Annotated in this window: 21 protein-coding genes; 19 read left to right on the top strand and 2 right to left on the bottom strand. The window is 35.5% G+C overall.

Features of this window, described 5'->3' with window-relative positions; all coding sequences use genetic code 11:
* Nucleotides 1-6: 6 nt before the first annotated feature.
* Together BN2390_RS17010 and BN2390_RS17005 are read left to right on the top strand one after the other, a co-directional pair.
* Nucleotides 7-924, top strand: a complete 918-nt coding sequence (locus BN2390_RS17010; protein ID WP_053985502.1) for an ATP-grasp domain-containing protein — start codon at nucleotides 7-9, stop codon at nucleotides 922-924.
* Nucleotides 902-1,765, top strand: a complete 864-nt coding sequence (locus BN2390_RS17005) for an ATP-grasp domain-containing protein (protein WP_053985501.1) — start codon at nucleotides 902-904, stop codon at nucleotides 1,763-1,765. The genes BN2390_RS17010 and BN2390_RS17005 overlap by 23 nt, the downstream gene beginning before the upstream one ends.
* A gap of 27 nt (nucleotides 1,766-1,792) precedes the next feature.
* Here the strand turns inward: BN2390_RS17005 and BN2390_RS17000 are convergent, their stop codons facing one another.
* Nucleotides 1,793-2,149, bottom strand: coding sequence for an ArsR/SmtB family transcription factor (locus BN2390_RS17000; protein WP_053985500.1), 357 nt, complete (start codon nucleotides 2,147-2,149; stop codon nucleotides 1,793-1,795).
* A 179-nt stretch (nucleotides 2,150-2,328) separates the two neighbouring features.
* On the opposite strand from BN2390_RS17000, the gene BN2390_RS21965 reads away from it, so the two are divergent.
* The 17 genes from BN2390_RS21965 to spoVAE all read left to right on the top strand — a co-directional run bounded on the left by BN2390_RS21965 (nucleotide 2,329) and on the right by spoVAE (nucleotide 18,097).
* The gene (locus tag BN2390_RS21965) at nucleotides 2,329-2,472 is read left to right on the top strand and encodes a hypothetical protein (protein ID WP_198524939.1); all 144 of its coding nucleotides are present in this window, start codon (nucleotides 2,329-2,331) and stop codon (nucleotides 2,470-2,472) included.
* A gap of 3 nt (nucleotides 2,473-2,475) precedes the next feature.
* Complete coding sequence (locus BN2390_RS16995) at nucleotides 2,476-3,870, top strand: tetratricopeptide repeat protein (RefSeq protein WP_053985499.1); 1,395 nt, start codon at nucleotides 2,476-2,478, stop codon at nucleotides 3,868-3,870.
* Nucleotides 3,871-3,981: 111 nt separating this feature from the next.
* Nucleotides 3,982-4,320: an STAS domain-containing protein gene (locus tag BN2390_RS16990; protein ID WP_242847689.1), complete on the top strand. Its 339-nt coding sequence runs from the start codon at nucleotides 3,982-3,984 to the stop codon at nucleotides 4,318-4,320.
* A 21-nt stretch (nucleotides 4,321-4,341) separates the two neighbouring features.
* Complete coding sequence (spoIIAB, locus tag BN2390_RS16985) at nucleotides 4,342-4,767, top strand: anti-sigma F factor (RefSeq protein WP_053985498.1); 426 nt, start codon at nucleotides 4,342-4,344, stop codon at nucleotides 4,765-4,767.
* 33 nt (nucleotides 4,768-4,800) lie between these two features.
* The gene (sigF, locus tag BN2390_RS16980) at nucleotides 4,801-5,523 is read left to right on the top strand and encodes an RNA polymerase sporulation sigma factor SigF (protein ID WP_053985497.1); all 723 of its coding nucleotides are present in this window, start codon (nucleotides 4,801-4,803) and stop codon (nucleotides 5,521-5,523) included.
* A 299-nt stretch (nucleotides 5,524-5,822) separates the two neighbouring features.
* Complete coding sequence (locus tag BN2390_RS16975; RefSeq protein WP_053985496.1) at nucleotides 5,823-9,548, top strand: phosphoribosylformylglycinamidine synthase; 3,726 nt, start codon at nucleotides 5,823-5,825, stop codon at nucleotides 9,546-9,548.
* A gap of 14 nt (nucleotides 9,549-9,562) precedes the next feature.
* Nucleotides 9,563-10,051 carry a 5-(carboxyamino)imidazole ribonucleotide mutase gene (purE, locus tag BN2390_RS16970; RefSeq protein ID WP_053985495.1) on the top strand — a complete coding sequence of 163 codons (489 nt, stop codon included), beginning with the start codon at nucleotides 9,563-9,565 and terminating at the stop codon, nucleotides 10,049-10,051.
* Nucleotides 10,052-10,064: 13 nt separating this feature from the next.
* Complete coding sequence (purC, locus tag BN2390_RS16965) at nucleotides 10,065-10,769, top strand: phosphoribosylaminoimidazolesuccinocarboxamide synthase (RefSeq protein ID WP_053985494.1); 705 nt, start codon at nucleotides 10,065-10,067, stop codon at nucleotides 10,767-10,769.
* A 23-nt stretch (nucleotides 10,770-10,792) separates the two neighbouring features.
* Nucleotides 10,793-12,193 (top strand): amidophosphoribosyltransferase, encoded by a 1,401-nt coding sequence (purF, locus tag BN2390_RS16960; protein ID WP_053985493.1) that lies wholly within the window; start codon nucleotides 10,793-10,795, stop codon nucleotides 12,191-12,193.
* Nucleotides 12,194-12,216: 23 nt separating this feature from the next.
* Nucleotides 12,217-13,245 carry a phosphoribosylformylglycinamidine cyclo-ligase gene (gene purM / locus BN2390_RS16955; protein ID WP_334291896.1) on the top strand — a complete coding sequence of 343 codons (1,029 nt, stop codon included), beginning with the start codon at nucleotides 12,217-12,219 and terminating at the stop codon, nucleotides 13,243-13,245.
* Entirely contained in the window at nucleotides 13,233-13,811 is a 579-nt protein-coding gene (purN, locus tag BN2390_RS16950; protein ID WP_053985491.1) for a phosphoribosylglycinamide formyltransferase, read from the top strand. Before purM ends, purN begins: the two co-directional genes overlap by 13 nt.
* A gap of 1 nt (nucleotide 13,812) precedes the next feature.
* Nucleotides 13,813-15,069, top strand: a complete 1,257-nt coding sequence (gene purD, locus BN2390_RS16945; RefSeq protein ID WP_053985490.1) for a phosphoribosylamine--glycine ligase — start codon at nucleotides 13,813-13,815, stop codon at nucleotides 15,067-15,069.
* Nucleotides 15,070-15,183: 114 nt separating this feature from the next.
* On the top strand, nucleotides 15,184-15,810 hold the full coding sequence (locus tag BN2390_RS16940) for a stage V sporulation protein AA (RefSeq protein WP_053985489.1): 627 nt from the start codon (nucleotides 15,184-15,186) through the stop codon (nucleotides 15,808-15,810).
* Complete coding sequence (locus BN2390_RS16935; protein ID WP_053985488.1) at nucleotides 15,807-16,238, top strand: stage V sporulation protein AB; 432 nt, start codon at nucleotides 15,807-15,809, stop codon at nucleotides 16,236-16,238. Before BN2390_RS16940 ends, BN2390_RS16935 begins: the two co-directional genes overlap by 4 nt.
* An 18-nt stretch (nucleotides 16,239-16,256) precedes the next feature.
* Nucleotides 16,257-16,700, top strand: a complete 444-nt coding sequence (gene spoVAC / locus BN2390_RS16930) for a stage V sporulation protein AC (protein ID WP_053985487.1) — start codon at nucleotides 16,257-16,259, stop codon at nucleotides 16,698-16,700.
* Nucleotides 16,701-16,710: 10 nt separating this feature from the next.
* Nucleotides 16,711-17,718, top strand: coding sequence for a stage V sporulation protein AD (spoVAD, locus tag BN2390_RS16925; protein ID WP_053985486.1), 1,008 nt, complete (start codon nucleotides 16,711-16,713; stop codon nucleotides 17,716-17,718).
* Between the two features lie 13 nt (nucleotides 17,719-17,731).
* The gene (gene spoVAE / locus BN2390_RS16920; RefSeq protein WP_053985485.1) at nucleotides 17,732-18,097 is read left to right on the top strand and encodes a stage V sporulation protein AE; all 366 of its coding nucleotides are present in this window, start codon (nucleotides 17,732-17,734) and stop codon (nucleotides 18,095-18,097) included.
* Between the two features lie 198 nt (nucleotides 18,098-18,295).
* Here spoVAE and BN2390_RS16915 read toward each other — a convergent pair whose 3' ends face one another.
* Nucleotides 18,296-19,117, bottom strand: coding sequence for a pentapeptide repeat-containing protein (locus tag BN2390_RS16915; protein ID WP_053985484.1), 822 nt, complete (start codon nucleotides 19,115-19,117; stop codon nucleotides 18,296-18,298).
* Between the last annotated feature and the right edge of the window lie 34 nt (nucleotides 19,118-19,151).

Below are 19,151 nucleotides of genomic sequence, written 5' to 3'. Positions count from 1 at the left end.
TTTGACATGATAAAGGGTGCAATTGTAGTAAATGGATATATGCGTACCGCAAAATTTGAAGAGATAACTGAGCTTTATGAAGAGGCTGCAAAAACACAGGGAATAGAGTTAGAGGTATGGTATACTGACCAGCTTTGTTATGGTTTTGAAGGAGACCATACACCTTTTATCAATGAGGAAATAAAGGATAAACAATTTGTCCTGTTTTTAGATAAAGATGTAATGCTTGCAAGGCAACTAGAAAGACTTGGATTAAGAGTATTTAATTCAGCAAGAGCTATTGAAATATGTGATCATAAAGGGATGACAATAGAAAATTTAGCTTATAGTGGCATTAAATGTCCACAAACCATATTGGCGCCACTAGTTTTTCGTGGGATGTACGATGAAACTAAAAAAGATAGTTATATGGTCCATTTAGAAGAGAGACTAGGTTACCCGATGGTTGTTAAAGAATGCTATGGATCTTTTGGAATGCAAGTTCATTTAGTACATAACCGAAAAGAGTTAAGAGAGATTAGGGGAGAAATAGGTGATATACCACATTTATATCAATCCTTTGTACGTACAAGTATAGGGCGTGATGTGCGCATTCATGTTGTAGGCGGAGAAGTGGTTGCAAGTATGCTACGTTGCAACCAAGGTGACTTTAGAGCCAATATTACAAATGGAGGTACAATGCATCACTATGAGCCAAATCAAGCTTTTCAAGATATGGCAGTTCAAGTTTGCGATAAGTTAGGTCTAGATTTTGCAGGTGTAGATTTGATGTTTGGAGAAGGAGATGAACCTGTTTTATGTGAGGTGAACTCTAATGCACACATTAAAAATATTTTAGACTTAACAGGTATTAACATAGCAGAAAAAATTATGGCTTATATCGGAAAGGAAGTAACAAAGGATGAAAGGATTATTGATTTATAAAAGAGAAGATTATCTCAAGAACACAAATTATGCCAATATGTTAATGAATTATGGAAAACAGGAAGGTTTAGAAATAGAGTGTATTTGTTATGAAGATATTCAAATGGGTGTAAATCAAGAGGGATTATGGATAAATGCCAATATGCAAAAGGTGCATAATATAGAATTTGTAATCAATCGTACGAGAGAAAGTATCTTAGGCAAACAGTTTGAGCAGATGGGAATCAGAGTATTTAACTCAAGTGAAGTGACCTATATTGCCAATCATAAAGGACGCACCCATCAATTTGTAAGTGGACTCGGACTTCCAGCTTTAAAAACCATGTTTTTTTATCCTAAGTTTATGAGCATTTCCAATATACCGTTTGTGTATCCTTTTGTACTTAAAAGTCCAGATGGACATGGAGGAGAGGAAGTTTTTAAAGTAGAGGGTGAATATGAATTAAAAAAGTTGTTGGAAACGTATCCTAAAGAACAATGGCTCTTACAAGAAATGTGTAAGCATGTAGGTGAAGATGTTCGAGTTTTTGTTATTGGCAATCAGATTATAGGTGCTATAAGACGTTATTCAAATGTTGATTTTAGAGCAAATTATTGCTTAGGAGGACAAATTGAAAGTTATACTTTAAAGGAAGAGCAAAAAGGGTTAGTAAATCATATATTGGTGCATTTACAATGTGATTATGTAGGAATAGATTTTATTGTGGATGAAGAGGGAAAATTTATTTTTAATGAATTAGAAGATGCAGTAGGAAGCAGAAGTCTTTATAATCTTAACAAAATTGATACAGCTAAGTTATATATTTTATATATTGCAAAAGAAATGAAAAAGCTTGCTTAAACCATAGGGATTAAGCAAGCTTTTATTTTAGTCTTCACATATATGTTCATAGCCTTGGTGGAAGATTTGTTGAATATGAGTATCTGCTAATGCGTAATAGACAACTTTGCCTTCTTTACGTGATTTAACTAACTTAGCAGCTTTAAAGGTACGTAATTGATGTGAAATAGCTGAGTGGGTCATATTCAGTGAGGCAGCTAAATCACATACGCACATTTCAGAGATAAAAAGTGCACTTAAAATCTTAATGCGTGTAGGATCTGAAAAAACTTTAAAAAAGCTTGCTAAATCAGAGGCTTTATCATCATTTAAGATGGAAGGTATAACTTTTTGAACGATGTCATCATGTATAATAGAGCAAGTACAGGTTTCAATTTCTTTCATGTTGGATAAACCTCCTTTAGTAAACCGTAATTCCTTATTTATAGGTTAGTCATATTGAGAAGAAAAGTCAAGTTTACTAAAAATTATAATCACATTAAGATAATTGTTGATTAAGATAAAAGTTAGTTGTACTATGAAAATAGGAGAAAATTATCATATAGTGAGAAGAGGGGTATAGCATGATTCAATTTGAAAAGGAACTGGAAAAATTTAAGCCTATTTTAGAGGTAGCAAATATAGAGCAGAACATTGGAAATGAGGAGATTAAGGATATTATTGATTTAATTAAGATGACGAAACAAGTAAGTGAACAGGGGAATTAAAGTATGCAAGTAAAATGTCCGTATTGTAATCATTCGGTAAATAGCGCTATTATATGTGAGACCTGTGGAGAAAATATAAGATGGGTAGAAAAAATCTATGAAAAAAGTGAGCTTTATTATATAAAAGCCTATGAATGTGCCGAGGGGCGTTATTTATCAGAGGCAGTAGAATATCTAAAAAAAGCCATATATTTTAATAAATATAATATCCAAGCAAAAAATTTATTAGGACTCATTTATCTAGAAATGGGAGAAGTGGCATCCGCATTAAAGTTGTGGATTCTAAGTGATGCCTTATGTAAAGAAGATAATATCGCAGTAGAATATATGGAGAAGCTACAAAAAGAACCTAAACAATTAGAAGCTTATAAAGATAGTTTAATGCTTTATAATAGAGCATTGCATTATGTACATAAAAAGGATGATGATGTAGCTGTTATAAGATTGAAAAAAGCAATTAATCTGAATCCAAGTTTTCTAGAAGCACGTAATTTACTTGCTTTTTGTTATTTGTTACAAAAGCAAGAGAATAAGGCGTTAGCACAAGTACTATATGTTCTTAAAAAAGATAGAAGTAACAAAAAAGCATTAGGTTATTTAAGAGAAATAGAAAGTAAAAATGTAGTTATAGAAGATGAAGAAAGCAGAAAAACTATTTCAGCACCTCATATTAATGATATAGATATTTCAACAGATGTGGTGCCACAAAAGTTTATTAATAGAGGTGGGCTGTTTTCACGATATGCTATGTACTTTGTATTTGGAGCAGTATGTATGTTTGGAATAGGCATAGGGCTTATTGTACCAAGTAAAACCGCTTCATTAGAAAAAAAGGTTTATGATATGACCTCAGAAAATACCAGCTTAAAAGTAGAATTTGATACCTTTGTAGAAGAAGCAACACAAAAGGCACTTGCTTTAGAAAGTAATAATCAAAAGTTAGCAGAAGAAAATGAGCTGTTGAAGCAGCAGCATAATAAGGTGAGTCAAGAAAATAAACTTGCAAAAGCAAAGGCTTATAAAGAAGAAAGTAAATGGATAGAGTCAGCTGAAATACTTAATAATATTGCTGTTCAAGATTTGTCAGAAGAAAATCAAAAGGTGTATCAGTCTTTGAAAGAAACGGTATATCCAAAGGCTGGTGATAGATTGTATGATTTAGGTAACAATTTGTTCAAACAAGGTAACAATGTAGAGGCTATGTTGAACTTCGAGAAGGTACTTATCTTTGCACCAGGGACAAGAACCGCAGCACAAGCCCTTTATAATATGGGGCAAATTGAAGAAAAAAATAATAATAAAACCAAAGCATTACAGTTTTATAATATTATTTTAGAAGATTATAAGGATACAAATGCCTATTATAAAGCAAAAGATCGTGCAGAAAAGCTAAAGTAAGCAAGATAATTCACAAGGAACGTAACAAATGTAAAAAATTAGAAATTCATTGACAATATTTGTAAAATATACTATTCTATAGGAGTACAGGATATAGAAAAGAGGTGCCTTGTGAATATAGAGTTTTGTATGCAAGATACAACATTAATTGTTACTTTAGCGGGGGAAATCGACCATCATACTTCTGTAGAAATACGAGAGTCTGTAGATAGAGAATATCATAAAAGACGTGCAAGAAATATTTTGTTCGATTTTGAAAGAGTAGTTTTTATGGATAGTTCAGGAATTGGGTTACTTATGGGGCGTTATAGAACAGTATCCATATGTGGGGGATATGTAGGACTTTATAATGTTTCATCAAAGGTTGACCGAATACTAAGTATATCCGGAATTTATAAGTTAACGAGGCTTTATGAAAGCAGAGAACAAGCTTTTAAATGTTTGGCATAAAGTGTAATAGGGGGAAAGAAAATGCAAAATTCCAATGAAATGAAGGTTGAGTTTGCAAGCAATTCATTAAATGAAGCATTTGCACGTGTTGCAGTATCAGCTTTCTTATCACAACTTGACCCAACTGTGGACGAGCTCTATGATGTAAAGATGGCTGTTTCAGAAGCTGTAACAAATAGTATTATTCATGGTTATAATGCAGACCCTAATCAACTCATTTGGATTAAATGTACCTACGAAGGTCGTATGGTCACGATTCAAGTTATCGACAAGGGGAAAGGCATTAAAGATGTTGATGAAGCGATGAAAGCACTTTATACCACTTCAGAAGATGACGAGAGAGCAGGACTTGGTTTTACTGTGATGCAGTCTATGATGGATCAAGTTCAAGTAGATTCTGAAGAGGGAAAAGGCACATGTGTTACTATGACAAAGACTTTCTATTGATGGCCCACACATTTGGTAGAAAGGTGGGAGTATATGGATCATACAATCAAACTCATTATGAAGGCTCAGCAAGGTGATGAAGCAGCTAGAGAAGTTTTAGTTGAAGAAAATATTGGACTTGTTTGGAGCTTAGTTAAAAGATTTGCTGGACGAGGTTATGAACTAGAAGATTTATTTCAGATTGGAAGTATCGGACTTCTAAAGAGTATAGAAAAATTTGACTTAAATTACAATGTTAAGTTCTCCACATATGCAGTGCCTATGATTGTAGGGGAAATTAAGCGATTTTTAAGAGATGATGGTATGATCAAAGTAAGTAGATCTCTTAAAGAAATTGCTTATAAGGCAAGACTTACGAAAGATGAACTTTGTAGATCACTTGATCGTGAACCTACAATGAATGAGATTGCAGCAGCACTAGATATACCAGTAGATGATATATTAGTCGCTTTAGAAGCAAACCTTGAAATTGAATCGTTAAGTGCCGTTATTCATCAAGGTGATGGCAAACCTATTACACTTGAAGATAAGATTGACCAAGCACCGCAAGAACAAAATAATATGATAGACCATATTGTAGTCAATCAAGTAATTGAAGAGTTAGAACCTCTAGAAAAAGAAATCATTGTCTATCGATATTACGAAGATCGTACGCAAACAGAAATTGCAGAACTTTTAAATATTTCTCAAGTTCAAGTTTCGCGTATTGAAAAACGTATTTTGAAAAAAATGAGGGGATTACTCAATACAACTTGAAAAGGAGTTGCGCTAAAACATTAGTGCAACTCCTTTTTTATATGTAATAAAGTTCGAATGAAAATAATGAGGATTATAGAAAGTACAATATAATGTTCGGGTTTTGGGGGGTTAATCTACTATAAATTAGGAGATTTTTGTGGATTAGAATATAAAAAGCAAAAATATCGAACTATAAAAAAATAAAAATAAAAATTGTTCGAAAAAGTTATTGACGAAGTCTATGGCTGTATGATAACCTTAACTTAACAAATATAGACTATAATAAAAAATACAGACTTTAAATGAGGGGGAACCTTATGGAAAACTTTATTGTTTACGTAGAAAAACGACCTGGTTTTGATGTAGAAGCTAAACGTGTTCAAGGAGAACTTGTAAACTTCTTAGGTCTTAAAAATATAGAAAATGTTCGTGTTTTAAATCGTTATGATGCAAGCGGTATGAGTCAAGAAGTTTATAAAAAAGCACTTAAAACTGTTTTTAGCGAGCCTCAATGTGATAGGGTATACGAAGAAGTACTACCACAAGCTCAAGGTTTTATCTTTATGACAAGCTTTTTAAGAGGTCAATATGATCAAAGAGCTGATTCATGTGTACAATGTATCAAAACAATTGATTCACATGCAATACCAGTTGTTAAAGCTTCAAAGGTTTATATGATTGAAGGACAATTAGAAGAAAAAGATAAAGAGCGTATTAAAAATCATCTCATTAATCCAATCGAAAGTGAAGAAGTTGCGTTAGATGCTACACACTTATTAGATGCAACTTATCCTATTCCAGAAGATGTTAAAGTTCTTGAAGGATTTAATAACTACACCAAAGAAGAACTTGAAACTTTTAGAAAAGCAAATGGTCTTGCAATGAGCTTAGAAGATCTTGCTTATTTCCAATCTTATTTCCAATCAGAAAAACGCAATCCAAGTTTTACAGAATTAAAAGTAGTTGATACATATTGGTCAGATCACTGTAGACATACAACATTTATGACAGAGCTTACAGATATTACAATTGAAGAGGGCGCACTTAGCAAACCCGTTCAAGAAGCCTATACTCTTTATCAAAATATGAGAGATAAGCTTTATACTCAAAAATCTAAAAAAGTAAGTTTAATGGATATGGCAACAATTATCGTTAAGGACCTTAAAGCAGAAGGTGGCCTTAAAGAGATGGTAGAGTCAGATGAAATTAATGCATGTACTCTAGAAAAGGCTATTGAAGTAGATGGTAACATGGAAGATTACTTAGTTCTTTTCAAAAATGAAACACATAACCATCCAACAGAAATTGAACCTTTTGGAGGCGCTGCAACTTGTCTTGGTGGTGCCATTCGTGATCCGCTTTCAGGACGTAGTTATGTTTATCAAGCAATGCGTGTAACAGGCGCTGGTGATGTTACAGCACCTATGGATGAAACCATTCCAGGTAAACTTCCTCAAAGAAAAATTTCTCAAACAGCAACAAATGGTTATAGCTCATATGGTAACCAAATTGGGCTTGCAACAGGTGAAGTTAAAGAGTACTACCATCCAGGATATGTGGCAAAGCGTCTTGAAGTTGGTGCAGTAGTAGGTGCAGTGAAGTCAGATGCAGTAAGACGTGAAGAGCCAGTAGCAGGTGATGTAATTATTCTTTTAGGTGGTGCAACAGGCCGTGATGGTTGTGGTGGTGCAACAGGTTCATCTAAAGAACATACAGAAGATTCTCTCATGCAATGTGGAAGTGAAGTTCAAAAAGGTAATCCAGTTGAAGAACGTAAACTTCAAAGAATCTTTAGAAATCCAGAGTTCTCAAAAACAATCAAACGTTGTAATGACTTTGGTGCAGGTGGTGTATGTGTAGCTATTGGTGAGATTGCAGAAGGTCTTATTATAGATCTTGATCAAGTGCCTGTTAAATACATGGGGCTTGATGGAACAGAACTTGCTATTTCAGAATCACAAGAACGTATGGCGATTGCAATAGAAGCTTGTGACGTAGAAAAAGTAATTGCCCTTTGTGAAGCAGAAAACTTAAATGCTGTTCAAGTAGGAACAGTAACCGAAGAAAAACGCCTCATTATGAAATGGAGAGGTAAAGAAATCGTTAATATTAACCGTGTATTCTTAGATAGCGCAGGTGTTACACAGCAAAGAGAAGCACATGTTACAGCACCAAACTGGTGTGAAGATAAAAGAAGTCTTACAAAAGAAAATGTAATGAATACCCTTTCTGACCTTAATGTAGCAAGTCAAAAAGGTTTAGGCTTACAATTCGACTCTACAATTGGAGCAAGAAGCGTACTTATGCCTTATGGTGGTAAAAATCAACTTACAAAAGAAGTAGGGATGGTTGCTAAGATTCCTGTAATTTCTGGGGAAACAACAGCAGCAACTTATATGACACATGGATTTGATCCATATCTTGCAGAACAATCTCCATTCCATGGAAGCTTATATGCAGTCGTTGAAAGTATAGCAAAACTTGTAGCACTTGGTGCCAATTATAAAGATACATACCTTTCTTTCCAAGAATACTTTGAAAGATTAGGAGAAGATAAAACAAAATGGGGTAAACCAGTAGCAGCCCTTCTTGGAACACTTGTAGCACAACGTGCACTGGGTGTAGCCGCAATTGGTGGAAAAGACAGTATGTCAGGTACATTTGAAAACTTAAACGTACCACCAACACTCATCTCATTCACATGTAATATTGGGGATGCAAGAAACTGTGTAAGCGGTAGCTTTAAAGCAGCTGGCAACAAAGTGGTTTATATCCATATACCAGTAGGGGAAGATAAAGTGCCAAACTTTGATGTGATGAAAGAGGTATATGACAGTGTTCATAGCCTTGCTACAGCAAAACAGATTGCAAGTAGCTATGCCATTGGCAAAGGTGGTCTTGTAGCAGCACTTAGCCAAATGGCAATTGGTAATGATTTAGGTGCTAAAGTAAGTTTAGAAAGCTTACAAGTAGGTGCTTTTGAAGCAGCTTATGGGGATTTAGTAATAGAAGTAACACCTGAAGTAGCAGCAACATTACCTGAAAACTTTGTAGTAATAGGTGAAACAATAAAAGAATCAAATTTAACAATAGATGATGTGACAGTAGCACTTAATGAAGTTAAAGCAACCTTAGAAGCACCACTTGCAGATGTTTTCAAAACAGAAGTAGAAAATGAAGTAGATGGAAAAGATGCAACTTATGGCGAAGCACCAAGAATTTATACAGCTAAAAATAAGATTGCAGTACCTAAAGTTGTTATTCCAGTATTCCCAGGAACAAACTGTGAAGATGACACCAAACGAGCTTTCATGGCAGCAGGGGCTGAGGTTGAACAAGTACTCTTCTTAAATAGAACACCAGAAGCTATTGAAGATTCATTAAATCGTATGGTAAATGCTATTGATAAGGCACAAATTTTAGCATTCCCAGGTGGATTCTCTGCAGGAGATGAGCCAGATGGTAGTGCAAAATTCATTGCAGCAGCCTTTAGAAATGAACGCTTACAAGAAGCTGTTATGAAGCATCTTTATGAACAAGATGGTCTTGCACTTGGTATTTGTAATGGATTCCAAGTTCTTGTAAAACTCGGATTACTTCCATACGGAGAAATCTGTGAAATGGATGAAAACAAACCAACATTAACTTATAACACAATCGGTAAACATATTTCACTTATGGCAAAAACAAAGATTACAAGTGTACAGTCTCCATGGCTTAGTCATGTGAATGTAGGCGAGCAATATGAAATTCCACTTTCACACGGAGAAGGACGTTTTGTAGCACCACAAGTAGTACTTGATGAACTTGTTAAAAATGGTCAAATCTTTAGCCAATACGTAGATGCAAGTGGTTTCCCATCAAAAGCTGGTTCAGTTAATGTAAATGGTAGCTTATATAACATTGAAGGTATTGTATCAAAAGATGGTCGTATCATCGGTAAGATGGGACATAGCGAACGTGTAGGTGAATGTGTACACATTAATATTCCAGGAAATAAAGATCAGCAATTATTCAAATCAGGCGTAGAGTACTTTAAATAGAAGAGAGGCTTTGTATGAAAATAGCATTCGTTATGGGAAGTGATTCAGATCTTCCAGTTGTAGAAAAGGGCGTTGAAGTTGTTAAAAGTTTTGGAGTACCAGTAGAAGTACGTATTATTTCTGCTCATCGTACACCAGCGGAAGCTGAAGAATTTGCTAGAAATGCTGAAGCAAATGGGATTGGTGTTATTGTAGCAGCAGCAGGTAAAGCGGCACACTTAGGTGGTGTGCTTGCTGCTTACACAACGTTACCAGTTGTTGCATTACCTATTAAATCAAGTACACTAGATGGCCTTGATTCATTACTTTCAATGGTTCAAATGCCACCAGGTATTCCTGTTGCAACAGTAGGCATTGATGGTGCTTTAAATGCAGGGTTACTTGCACTTCAAATTTTAGGCGTAAGTGATCCAGTCATTAAAGAAAAATTAAAAGCTTACAAAGAGGATATGGCAGAAGCAGTAAGACAAAAAGATGAAAAAATTCGTAATCAATATATGTAGGGGGTCATTAAAAATGGAAAAATTAAATTTATTATATGAAGGTAAAGCAAAGAGAGTTTATACAACAGCAGATCCAAAACATTACATCGTATCTTACAAAGATGATGCAACAGCATTCAATGGTGAGAAAAAAGGTACAATTTTAGGCAAAGGTGTTGTAAACAACCGCATGAGCAACATTATGTGCCGAATGCTTGCAGAAAACGGAATTGAAACACATTTAGTAGAAGAACTTAATGATCGTGAAACAGTTGTTAAAGCTGTAGAAATCGTACCACTTGAAGTGATCATTCGTAACACAGCAGCTGGCTCATTCTCAAAACGTTTTGGTGTTGAAGAAGGTACAGAACTTAAAAACCCAACAATCGAATTCTGTCTTAAAGATGATGCACTTGGTGATCCAATGATCAATGACCACCACATCTTAGCATTAGGAATTGCAACAAAAGAAGAACTTGAAACAATGACAGCTATGACATTCAAAATCAACGAACTCCTTCGTGCACATTTTGATAAAATTGGTGTAAAGTTAATTGACTTTAAAATTGAGCTTGGTCGTGTAGATGGACGTATCATCTTAGCTGACGAAATTTCACCAGATACATGTAGATTCTGGGATAAAGAAACAAACAAAAAACTTGATAAAGATCGCTTCAGACGTGACCTTGGTGGTGTAGAAGAAGTTTATCAAGAAATGCTTAAACGTGTGACAGAATAAGAAGTTATATAAAGAGGTGAGTTATGAACTACTTTGACGGGGATACATTACATGAAGAATGTGGCGTAATGGGCGTCTATTTAAATAATGAACAAGAAGCAGCAAACTATGTATACTATGGTCTTTTTGCCCTCCAACACAGGGGGCAAGAAAGTGCTGGGATTACAGTAAACAATGAAGGTAGATTAGAAAGTGCAAAAGGCATGGGCCTTGTAAGTGATGTATTTGAAGAAAGAAATCTTCAAAACCTTGTTGGAAATATTGCAATTGGGCATGTACGTTATTCTACAACAGGTGATAAAGACATTAGTAACTGTCAGCCACTTGTAGCCAAATACAAACATGGTTCTATTGCACTTGCTCATAATGGTAATTTAACCAATAGTGATGGTGTAAGGGAAATGTTAGAAGATGAAGGGGTTATCTTCCAAAGTACAACAGACTCAGAAGCTATCTTAAATCTTATTGCAAGACATTATAATAGAGGTATTGAAGCAGCTATTCGCAATACCATGCAACTTATAAAAGGGGCTTATGCTATTGTTATTACTACTCAAGACCAAATGATAGGGATTCGTGATCCACATGGACTTCGTCCACTTTGCATTGGTAAGCTTAAAGATGGTTATGTGCTGGCTTCTGAAAGCTGTGCACTAGATGTAGTGGATGCAGAATTCGTTAGAGACGTGATGCCAGGTGAAATCGTTATAATCAATCAAGATGGCTTAACAAGTATTAAACCATCAGGCTGGTGCCAAAAGAAACTTTGTGTATTTGAGCTCATCTACTTAGCACGTCCAGATAGCATTATTGATGGGAATAGTGTTTACCAATTTAGAGAAAAAGCAGGAGAAATCTTGTTCCGTGAAGCGGGTATAGAAGCAGACGTTGTTATTGCTGTTCCAGATTCAGGTATTCCATCAGCTATTGGTTACTCAAAAGCATCAGGTCTTCCTTACCGTGAAGGACTTACAAAAAACCGCTACATCGGTAGAACATTTATCCAACCAACGCAAGCGATGCGTGAAAATGCAGTAAGAATTAAACTTAATCCACTTAAACATAACATTGAAGGCAAGCGCGTTGTGATGACAGATGACTCAATTGTTCGTGGTACAACATGTAAGCGTATTGTAGAACAAGTACGTAAGGCAGGAGCAAGTGAAGTACATGTATGTATTACATCACCTCCAGTTAAATACGGTTGCTACTTTGGTATAGATACACCAGATCGTGAAAAGCTAGTAGGCGCAATGATGTCTGTTGAAGAAATTCGCGATTACATTGGTGCAGATTCATTAACTTACCTTTCATTAGATGGACTTAAAGAGGCTTGTGGTGGAAGTAGTGATTTCTGCCGTGCTTGTTTTAACGGAAACTACCCAATGGAAGTTCCATTACATGAGATTAGTGAAGAAAAATAGGAGGAAATAAGATGTCAACTAAAATTACATATAAAGATGCAGGTGTTGATGTACACCGTGGTTACGAAGCTGTTAAACAAATGAAGGAACATGTTAAGTCTACTTTTACAGATGGGGTATTAACAGACATTGGTAGTTTTGGTGGTTCTTATTCAATTGGTAAATACATGGGCATGGAAGAACCAGTTCTTGTATCAGGTACAGACGGTGTAGGTACAAAACTTAAACTTGCTTTTGATATGAATAGACATGACACCATTGGGATTGACTGTGTAGCTATGTGCGTTAATGATATCCTTTGTGTAGGTGCCATTCCTTTATTCTTCTTAGACTATATTGCAACAGGTCTTATCACTCCAGAGCAAATTGCAGATATCGTTAAAGGTATCGCTACAGGCTGTAAAGAAAGTATGTGTGCACTTGTAGGTGGAGAAACAGCAGAAATGCCTGGTTTCTACAAAGATGGTGAATACGATGTAGCTGGATTTGCAGTAGGGATTGTAGATCGTGCAAAAATGATTGATGGTACAAGAATTAAGGCAGGAGATGCAATTATTGGTCTTCCATCATCAGGGGTGCATAGCAATGGTTACTCACTTGTGCGTAAAATCATTGATACTTATGGGTTAGATCTTGATGCTTATTGTGAAACATTAGGTGAAACTTATGGTGAAGCTTTCCTTAAACCAACTAAACTTTATGTAAAAGCAGCGATGGCAGCAAAAGAAGCTGGAGATATTAAAGGAATTGCTCATATTACAGGTGGTGGATTTATTGAAAACGTACCACGTATGTTACCAGAAGGTGTAAGTGCTAAACTTAACATTAATACAATCGTTGAGCCTAAAGTATATAGTGTGCTTCGTGAATTAAGTGGCTTAGAAGTAAATGAACTTTACAACACATTCAACATGGGTATTGGGATGATGATGGTTGTAAGTCAGGAAGAAAAAGAACAAGTAGTAGCGGCTCTTAAAGAAGCAGGTGAAGAAGCTTACGTTATTGGTGAAATTGTAGAAGGCAATGAAGGAGTTATTTTATGCGAGAACTAAGAATCGCTGTATTGGTTTCAGGTTCAGGTTCTAACCTTCAAAGCATAATAGATGCCGTAGAAAACCACACACTTACAAGTCAAATTGTAAGTGTGATTTCTAATAAAGAGGATGCTTTTGGGTTAGAGCGTGCAAAAACACATCATATTCCAGCCTATTTTATTAATCCAAAAGAAGAAGGATATGACGAAAAACTCTTAGCAAGATTACAAGAAGATCAGGTAGACTTAGTTGTACTTGCAGGTTACTTAAAGATTGTTGATGCCAATCTTATAAAGGCTTATAGAGGAAGAATTATCAATATTCACCCCTCTCTTTTACCTAAGTTTGGTGGCAAAGGCTACTATGGCATTCGAGTACATGAAGCAGTACTTGCAGCTGGTGAAAGTGAAAGTGGTGCAACCGTTCATTTTGTAGATGAAGGTGTAGATACTGGTAAAGCCATTTTACAAAAGACTGTACCTGTATATGAAACAGATACGCCGCAGTTACTTCAACAACGTGTACTTCATGAGGTAGAACATAAAATACTTGTAGAAGCAATCAAAAAGCTTGAGGAGGCATAACATGAATATTCTTGTTATAGGAAATGGTGGACGTGAATCTGCTATTTGCGATACAATCAAACGCTTTAGACCAGAAGCAAAACTTTATGTAGCACCAGGTAATGGTGGAACAGCTGTTAAATATACAAATGTAGAAATCGGTGTAAACGAAATCAATAAGCTTGTAAGCTTCGCAAAAGACAATGCCATTGACTTAACAGTTGTAGGTCCAGAAGAGCCACTTGTCTTAGGTGTAGTAGATGCCTTCCAAAAAGAAGGTTTAAAAATGTTTGGACCAAACGAAGCCTGTGCTACATTTGAAGGTAGTAAAGACTTTACTAAGATTTTCTTAACCAAGTACAATGTCCCAACAGCCAAGTATTTAACTTTTACAAAAGAAGAAGAAATGGCAGCATGTGAGGCTGTACAGAGCTTTAGTTTACCTGTTGTTATTAAAGCAGATGGGCTTGCAGCAGGAAAAGGTGTACTTATTTGTGAAACTTACGGGGACGCTAAAGATGCGATTCATGAAATCTTTAGTGGTAAGTTCCAAGAGGCAGGAGAAAAAATTGTTATTGAAGAGTTTTTAACAGGGATTGAAGCGTCACTTCTTTGCTTAGTGGATGGCAAGACCATTGTTCCACTTGAAACAGCAAGAGATTATAAACGTGCTTTAGATAACGATGGTGGCCTCAATACAGGAGGAATGGGCGGTTTCTCACCAAACCCAATTATTACACCACAAGTAAAAGCACAAATTGAAACGGAAATCTTAAATCCAATTATAGAAGGATTTAAAACAGAAGGACTTGACTATCATGGGATTTTATTTATTGGTCTTATGATTGAAGAGGGTAAAGCAAAAGTATTAGAATTCAACGTGCGTTTTGGTGATCCAGAAACACAAAGCATTCTTTCTCGTTTGGAAACAGACTTAGTAGAAGTATTTGAAGCATGTATGAATGGTACACTTGCAGAGCTTAATTTAAAATGGAGTACAAAACCAAGTGTAACGGTTGTACTAGCTAGCCGTGGCTATCCAGAAACAAGTGAAAAAGGTGTGCCGATTTATGGGCTAGATACATTAGAAGTGGATACATATCTTTACCACGCAGGAACAAAGTTAGAAGACGATATCATCAAAACAAATGGTGGACGCGTGCTTGCAGTTACACGCATAGGTGAAACATTAGAAGAAGCACGTTTAGCAGCATATAAAGAAGTAGAGAAAATCAAATTCGATGGCATGCAATATAGAACAGATATCGCAAAAATGTAAAGAGGCTTAGGCCTCTTTTTTTTATTTGTTTGAAAAGAATAATTTTTCATCTCTTAACCATAATAAGGGTATGTATCAATAAATTTTCCATGTGTGATGAAAAGAGGTGAGAACATGCAAGAAGTGTATATAAAACCTTATAAAAGTAATAAAATGGAAGGTAAAAAGCAAATCTTAATTAAAGATATTGCAAGAATAAGTGCACCAAAGAATTTACAAAATGGTATTGAAAATATTTGTTTGATCAAACCTCAAGTAACTAAGGTAACACATTTTGCTGTAAGTGCATTGAAGATTATCGAAGCGATTCAAAAAGAATATCCTGATGTCTCCATACAAAATGTGGGTGAAATAGACTGTATGATCGAATTTAATCCAGTAAAGGCTGAGCCACATCCTGTTTGGGAATGGGTTAAACTTGCTGGTATTTGCGTTATTGTCTTTGCAGGTGCAACGGTAGCCATCATGGCCTATAACACAGACGTTTCCATGGCAAAGACTTTTACCACTTTATATAAGGTCTTAACAGGTGAAGTCAATGAAAGTCCTGCCTGGATTACTATTCCTTATGCAATAGGTATGCCAATAGGTGTTATCGGATTTTATAATCACTTTGGTACGAAGAAAATTACTGAGGACCCTACACCTATACAAGTTGAAATTAATGCATATGAAAAAGAAGTGGAAGATACCATTATTGATACACTAACAGCTGAGAAGAGGGGGCAATATGAGGAATGAAAATACTTATGTTGGGTGTAAGTATCCTATGGGGATTTGCTAGTGGCATTATTATTGCAACAGGTATTCTCGCTTTTATTACTGCCATTGGAGTTATTCCAAGATTGGCAATGAAGTTACAAGTGAAAACCCATTATTTTGCTATAGCCAATGCTTCAGCATTAGGAATTGTAGTAGGAAACATTTTTTATTTGTGGGATGATTTTATTTGTATAGGACTTCCCAAAGTACTTATAGCTGGTTTTGGCTTGGCTGATGGTATTTTTATTGGCTGTTTAGCTATGGCATTAGCAGAAGTCCTAGATGTTATGCCTATTACAAAAAGTAGACTGAAACTAAAAAGAGGTATGTATATCCTTGTAGTGGCTTTTTCTATAGGGAAAATGGTTGGGACACTATTTTATTACTTATATCCAGGATTTCTTTAAAAATAAGGAGATGATTAAATGGCAGACGTAAACACTCTTAAGAAAGACTATAAAAATATAGTCGATGAACATTCACCTAAAAACAAAGTTGTTCAAAACTCTTTTAAAGCTTTTTGGGTAGGTGGAACCATATGCACAATCGGGCAACTTTTAACCGATGGATTTATCTATATTGGATTTTCGAAAGATGAATCAAGTATGCTTTGTACTATTTTTCTTATTTTAGCAAGTGCGGTACTTACAGCGCTTAACGTATATGACAAAATTGGTAACTATGCAGGTGCAGGAAGTATTATCCCAATTACTGGTTTTGCCAATTCTATGGTAAGTGCTGCTATGGAATTTAAAGCAGAAGGCTACATCTTTGGGATGGGTGCAAAACTCTTTTCTGTAGCAGGGCCTGTTATTGTATTCGGGACTATTTCGAGCGTTGTAGTAGGTATACTTTATTACTTCTTGTAGGAGGCAACTTATGGGACACGTAGGTAGACAAACAATTATATTTGAAAAACAACCAGTTATTCTAGAAACATATAGTACAGTAGGACCAAAAGAAGGACAAGGTCCTATGGGAGGCTGTTTCCATGAGGTATTAGAAGATGAGCTTCTTGGTGAAAAAACATGGGAAAAAGCTGAAGGTATGATGATTAAACGTACTGTACAAGGGTTACTCAATAAATCTGGTAAAAAGCCAGAAGATGTGGATTATATTTTATGTGGTGACTTAGAAAATCAAATCAATAGTACACAGATGGCTATTAAGGATTTTAATATTCCTTTCTTTGGCTTATATGGTGCATGCTCAACAATGGGCGAATCTATGAGTTTAGGTGCTATATTAATTGGTTCAGGTTATGCAAAGCATGTTATTACAGGTGCAAGTAGCCATAACTGTACAGCCGAAAAACAATTCCGCTATCCAATGGAGTATGGTGGGCAAAGGCCGCTTACGCAACAATGGACTGTAACAGGAAGTGGTTATGTACTTTTAGGTGAATCAGGTGCAGGACCTAAGATTCATAGTATTACTACAGGTAAAGTAGTCGATTTTGAAACCAAAGATGTCTTTAATATGGGAGCAGTTATGGCACCAGCTGCAGCAGATACGATCTTAGCTCATCTAAAAGAAACTAATCAAAAACCAGAAGATTACGATGCCATTATTACAGGTGACTTAGGCCAATGTGGTACAGATATACTTTTAGATTTAACAGCTAAATTAGGAACAGATATCTCTAAAGTGCACCAAGATTGTGGGCTTCTTATTTTTGATAATGAGGCACAAGATACCCACTCAGGTGGTAGTGGATGCGGATGTAGTGCTTCAGTGTTTGCAGGGCATTTTTATAAAGCGCTAAAGGATAAAAAACTTAAGAAGGTTTTACTTGTTCCAACGGGAGCATTAATGAGCTTATGTTCCACACAACAAGGTGAAAATATTACAGGCATTGCACATGCTGTAAGTATTTGTGCAGAGTAAAGGAGGAGGTAAAATGGAAATATTATTAAATCTAATTAAAGCCTTTGTAGTGGGAGGCTTATTGTGTGCAATAGGACAAGTATTAATGGATAGAACAAAGCTTATGACAGCACGTATTATGGTTGTATTCTTAGTAGCAGGTGCTATTTTAACAGCTATAGGTGTGTATGAGCCAATTGTTGAATTTGCAGGTGCAGGTGCAACCGTTCCTATTATCGGATTTGGTTATGCATTAGCAAAAGGTGCTATGGATGAAGTGGCAAAAGAAGGCTATATGGGTATTTTAACAGGTGGGTTAAAAGCAACTGCTGCAGGTATTACAGCCGCTATTACCTTTGGTTATTTAGCAGCCTTATTATCACGTCCTAAAAGTAAATAAATGTTGTTGCTATATAAATAGTGGTCAGTAGCAATAAAAATAAAGGTTCTATGAATGAGTCATACTAAACTCATTTTATAGAACCTTTAAATCTAGAAGATATAGGATTTAATTTTTAAGGGGTAATACATTCTAAGATGGTTATTACATAGCAGTAGGAAAAATGTTCAGTTAAAAGTGTGTTTAGGAAAACATGATCTAAAGCCAAGTACATGGTTGTGTAAGGTAAGATGGAAGTAGAGTATTGTGATTTCCTTTTGCAGAGTTAATTTGCATCTGAGTTAAAAAGAGACTTTCTCTTAGATCAGTATTTTTAAAATTGGCATCTCTTAAATCCGCACTCAAGAAGTTTGTGCCACGAAGGCTACAGTTTTCTAAATTTGCGGCAATAAGTAAAGACATACTAAAATCTTGATGATCTAGATTTTTACCTTTAAAGTTTTTGCCAAGGTACATATTATTTTGATTATTTGAAGATTTAGATATCTGTTCAATGATACATTTAAGTATTTTATTTACTTGATTACGGTAGTGATCTATATCATAACTCAAAAGGGTATAAGGCTTTTTGGTTGTTAAAGTAGTTGCTTCTTCTATAAGCCTAGCAATTTCTTGCTTGAATTTTGCACAGGCATCAAGCGTGGAAGCTTGAATAAGGTACCAGAGCATTTGATGTAATTGGAATACGACTAAAAAAGTTTCAAAAATATGTTGGCGTTGTTGCGGATGGGTTTGCCAAGTATGATCTAAGCCATACATCTGAGTAACTTTTTGGCCAGCACCAAAACATTCATAGGTCATGCAACCTTTCATATTTTTTCGAGATAGGTCTTGATGCATATCACATTGAAAATTGGATTGAAGATGCTGACAAGGGATACTAGCCTCCTTATTTTCAGGAAATCCATCTACTTTGGAGCAATATAATGCCACACAGCATAGGCCGCTACAGTTTGTACAATCTATCTTTAAATCATTTAGTAAATTTAAATAGTCATTTTGTTTATCTTGAATAGGCATATTTATTTCTCCTTGGTTCTTTTGAAATGAGTGT

This window comes from Niameybacter massiliensis, from assembly GCF_001282685.1.
Lineage (GTDB): Bacteria > Bacillota > Clostridia > Lachnospirales > Cellulosilyticaceae > Holtiella > Holtiella tumoricola.
This window is presented reverse-complemented; position numbering and strand designations above follow the sequence as displayed.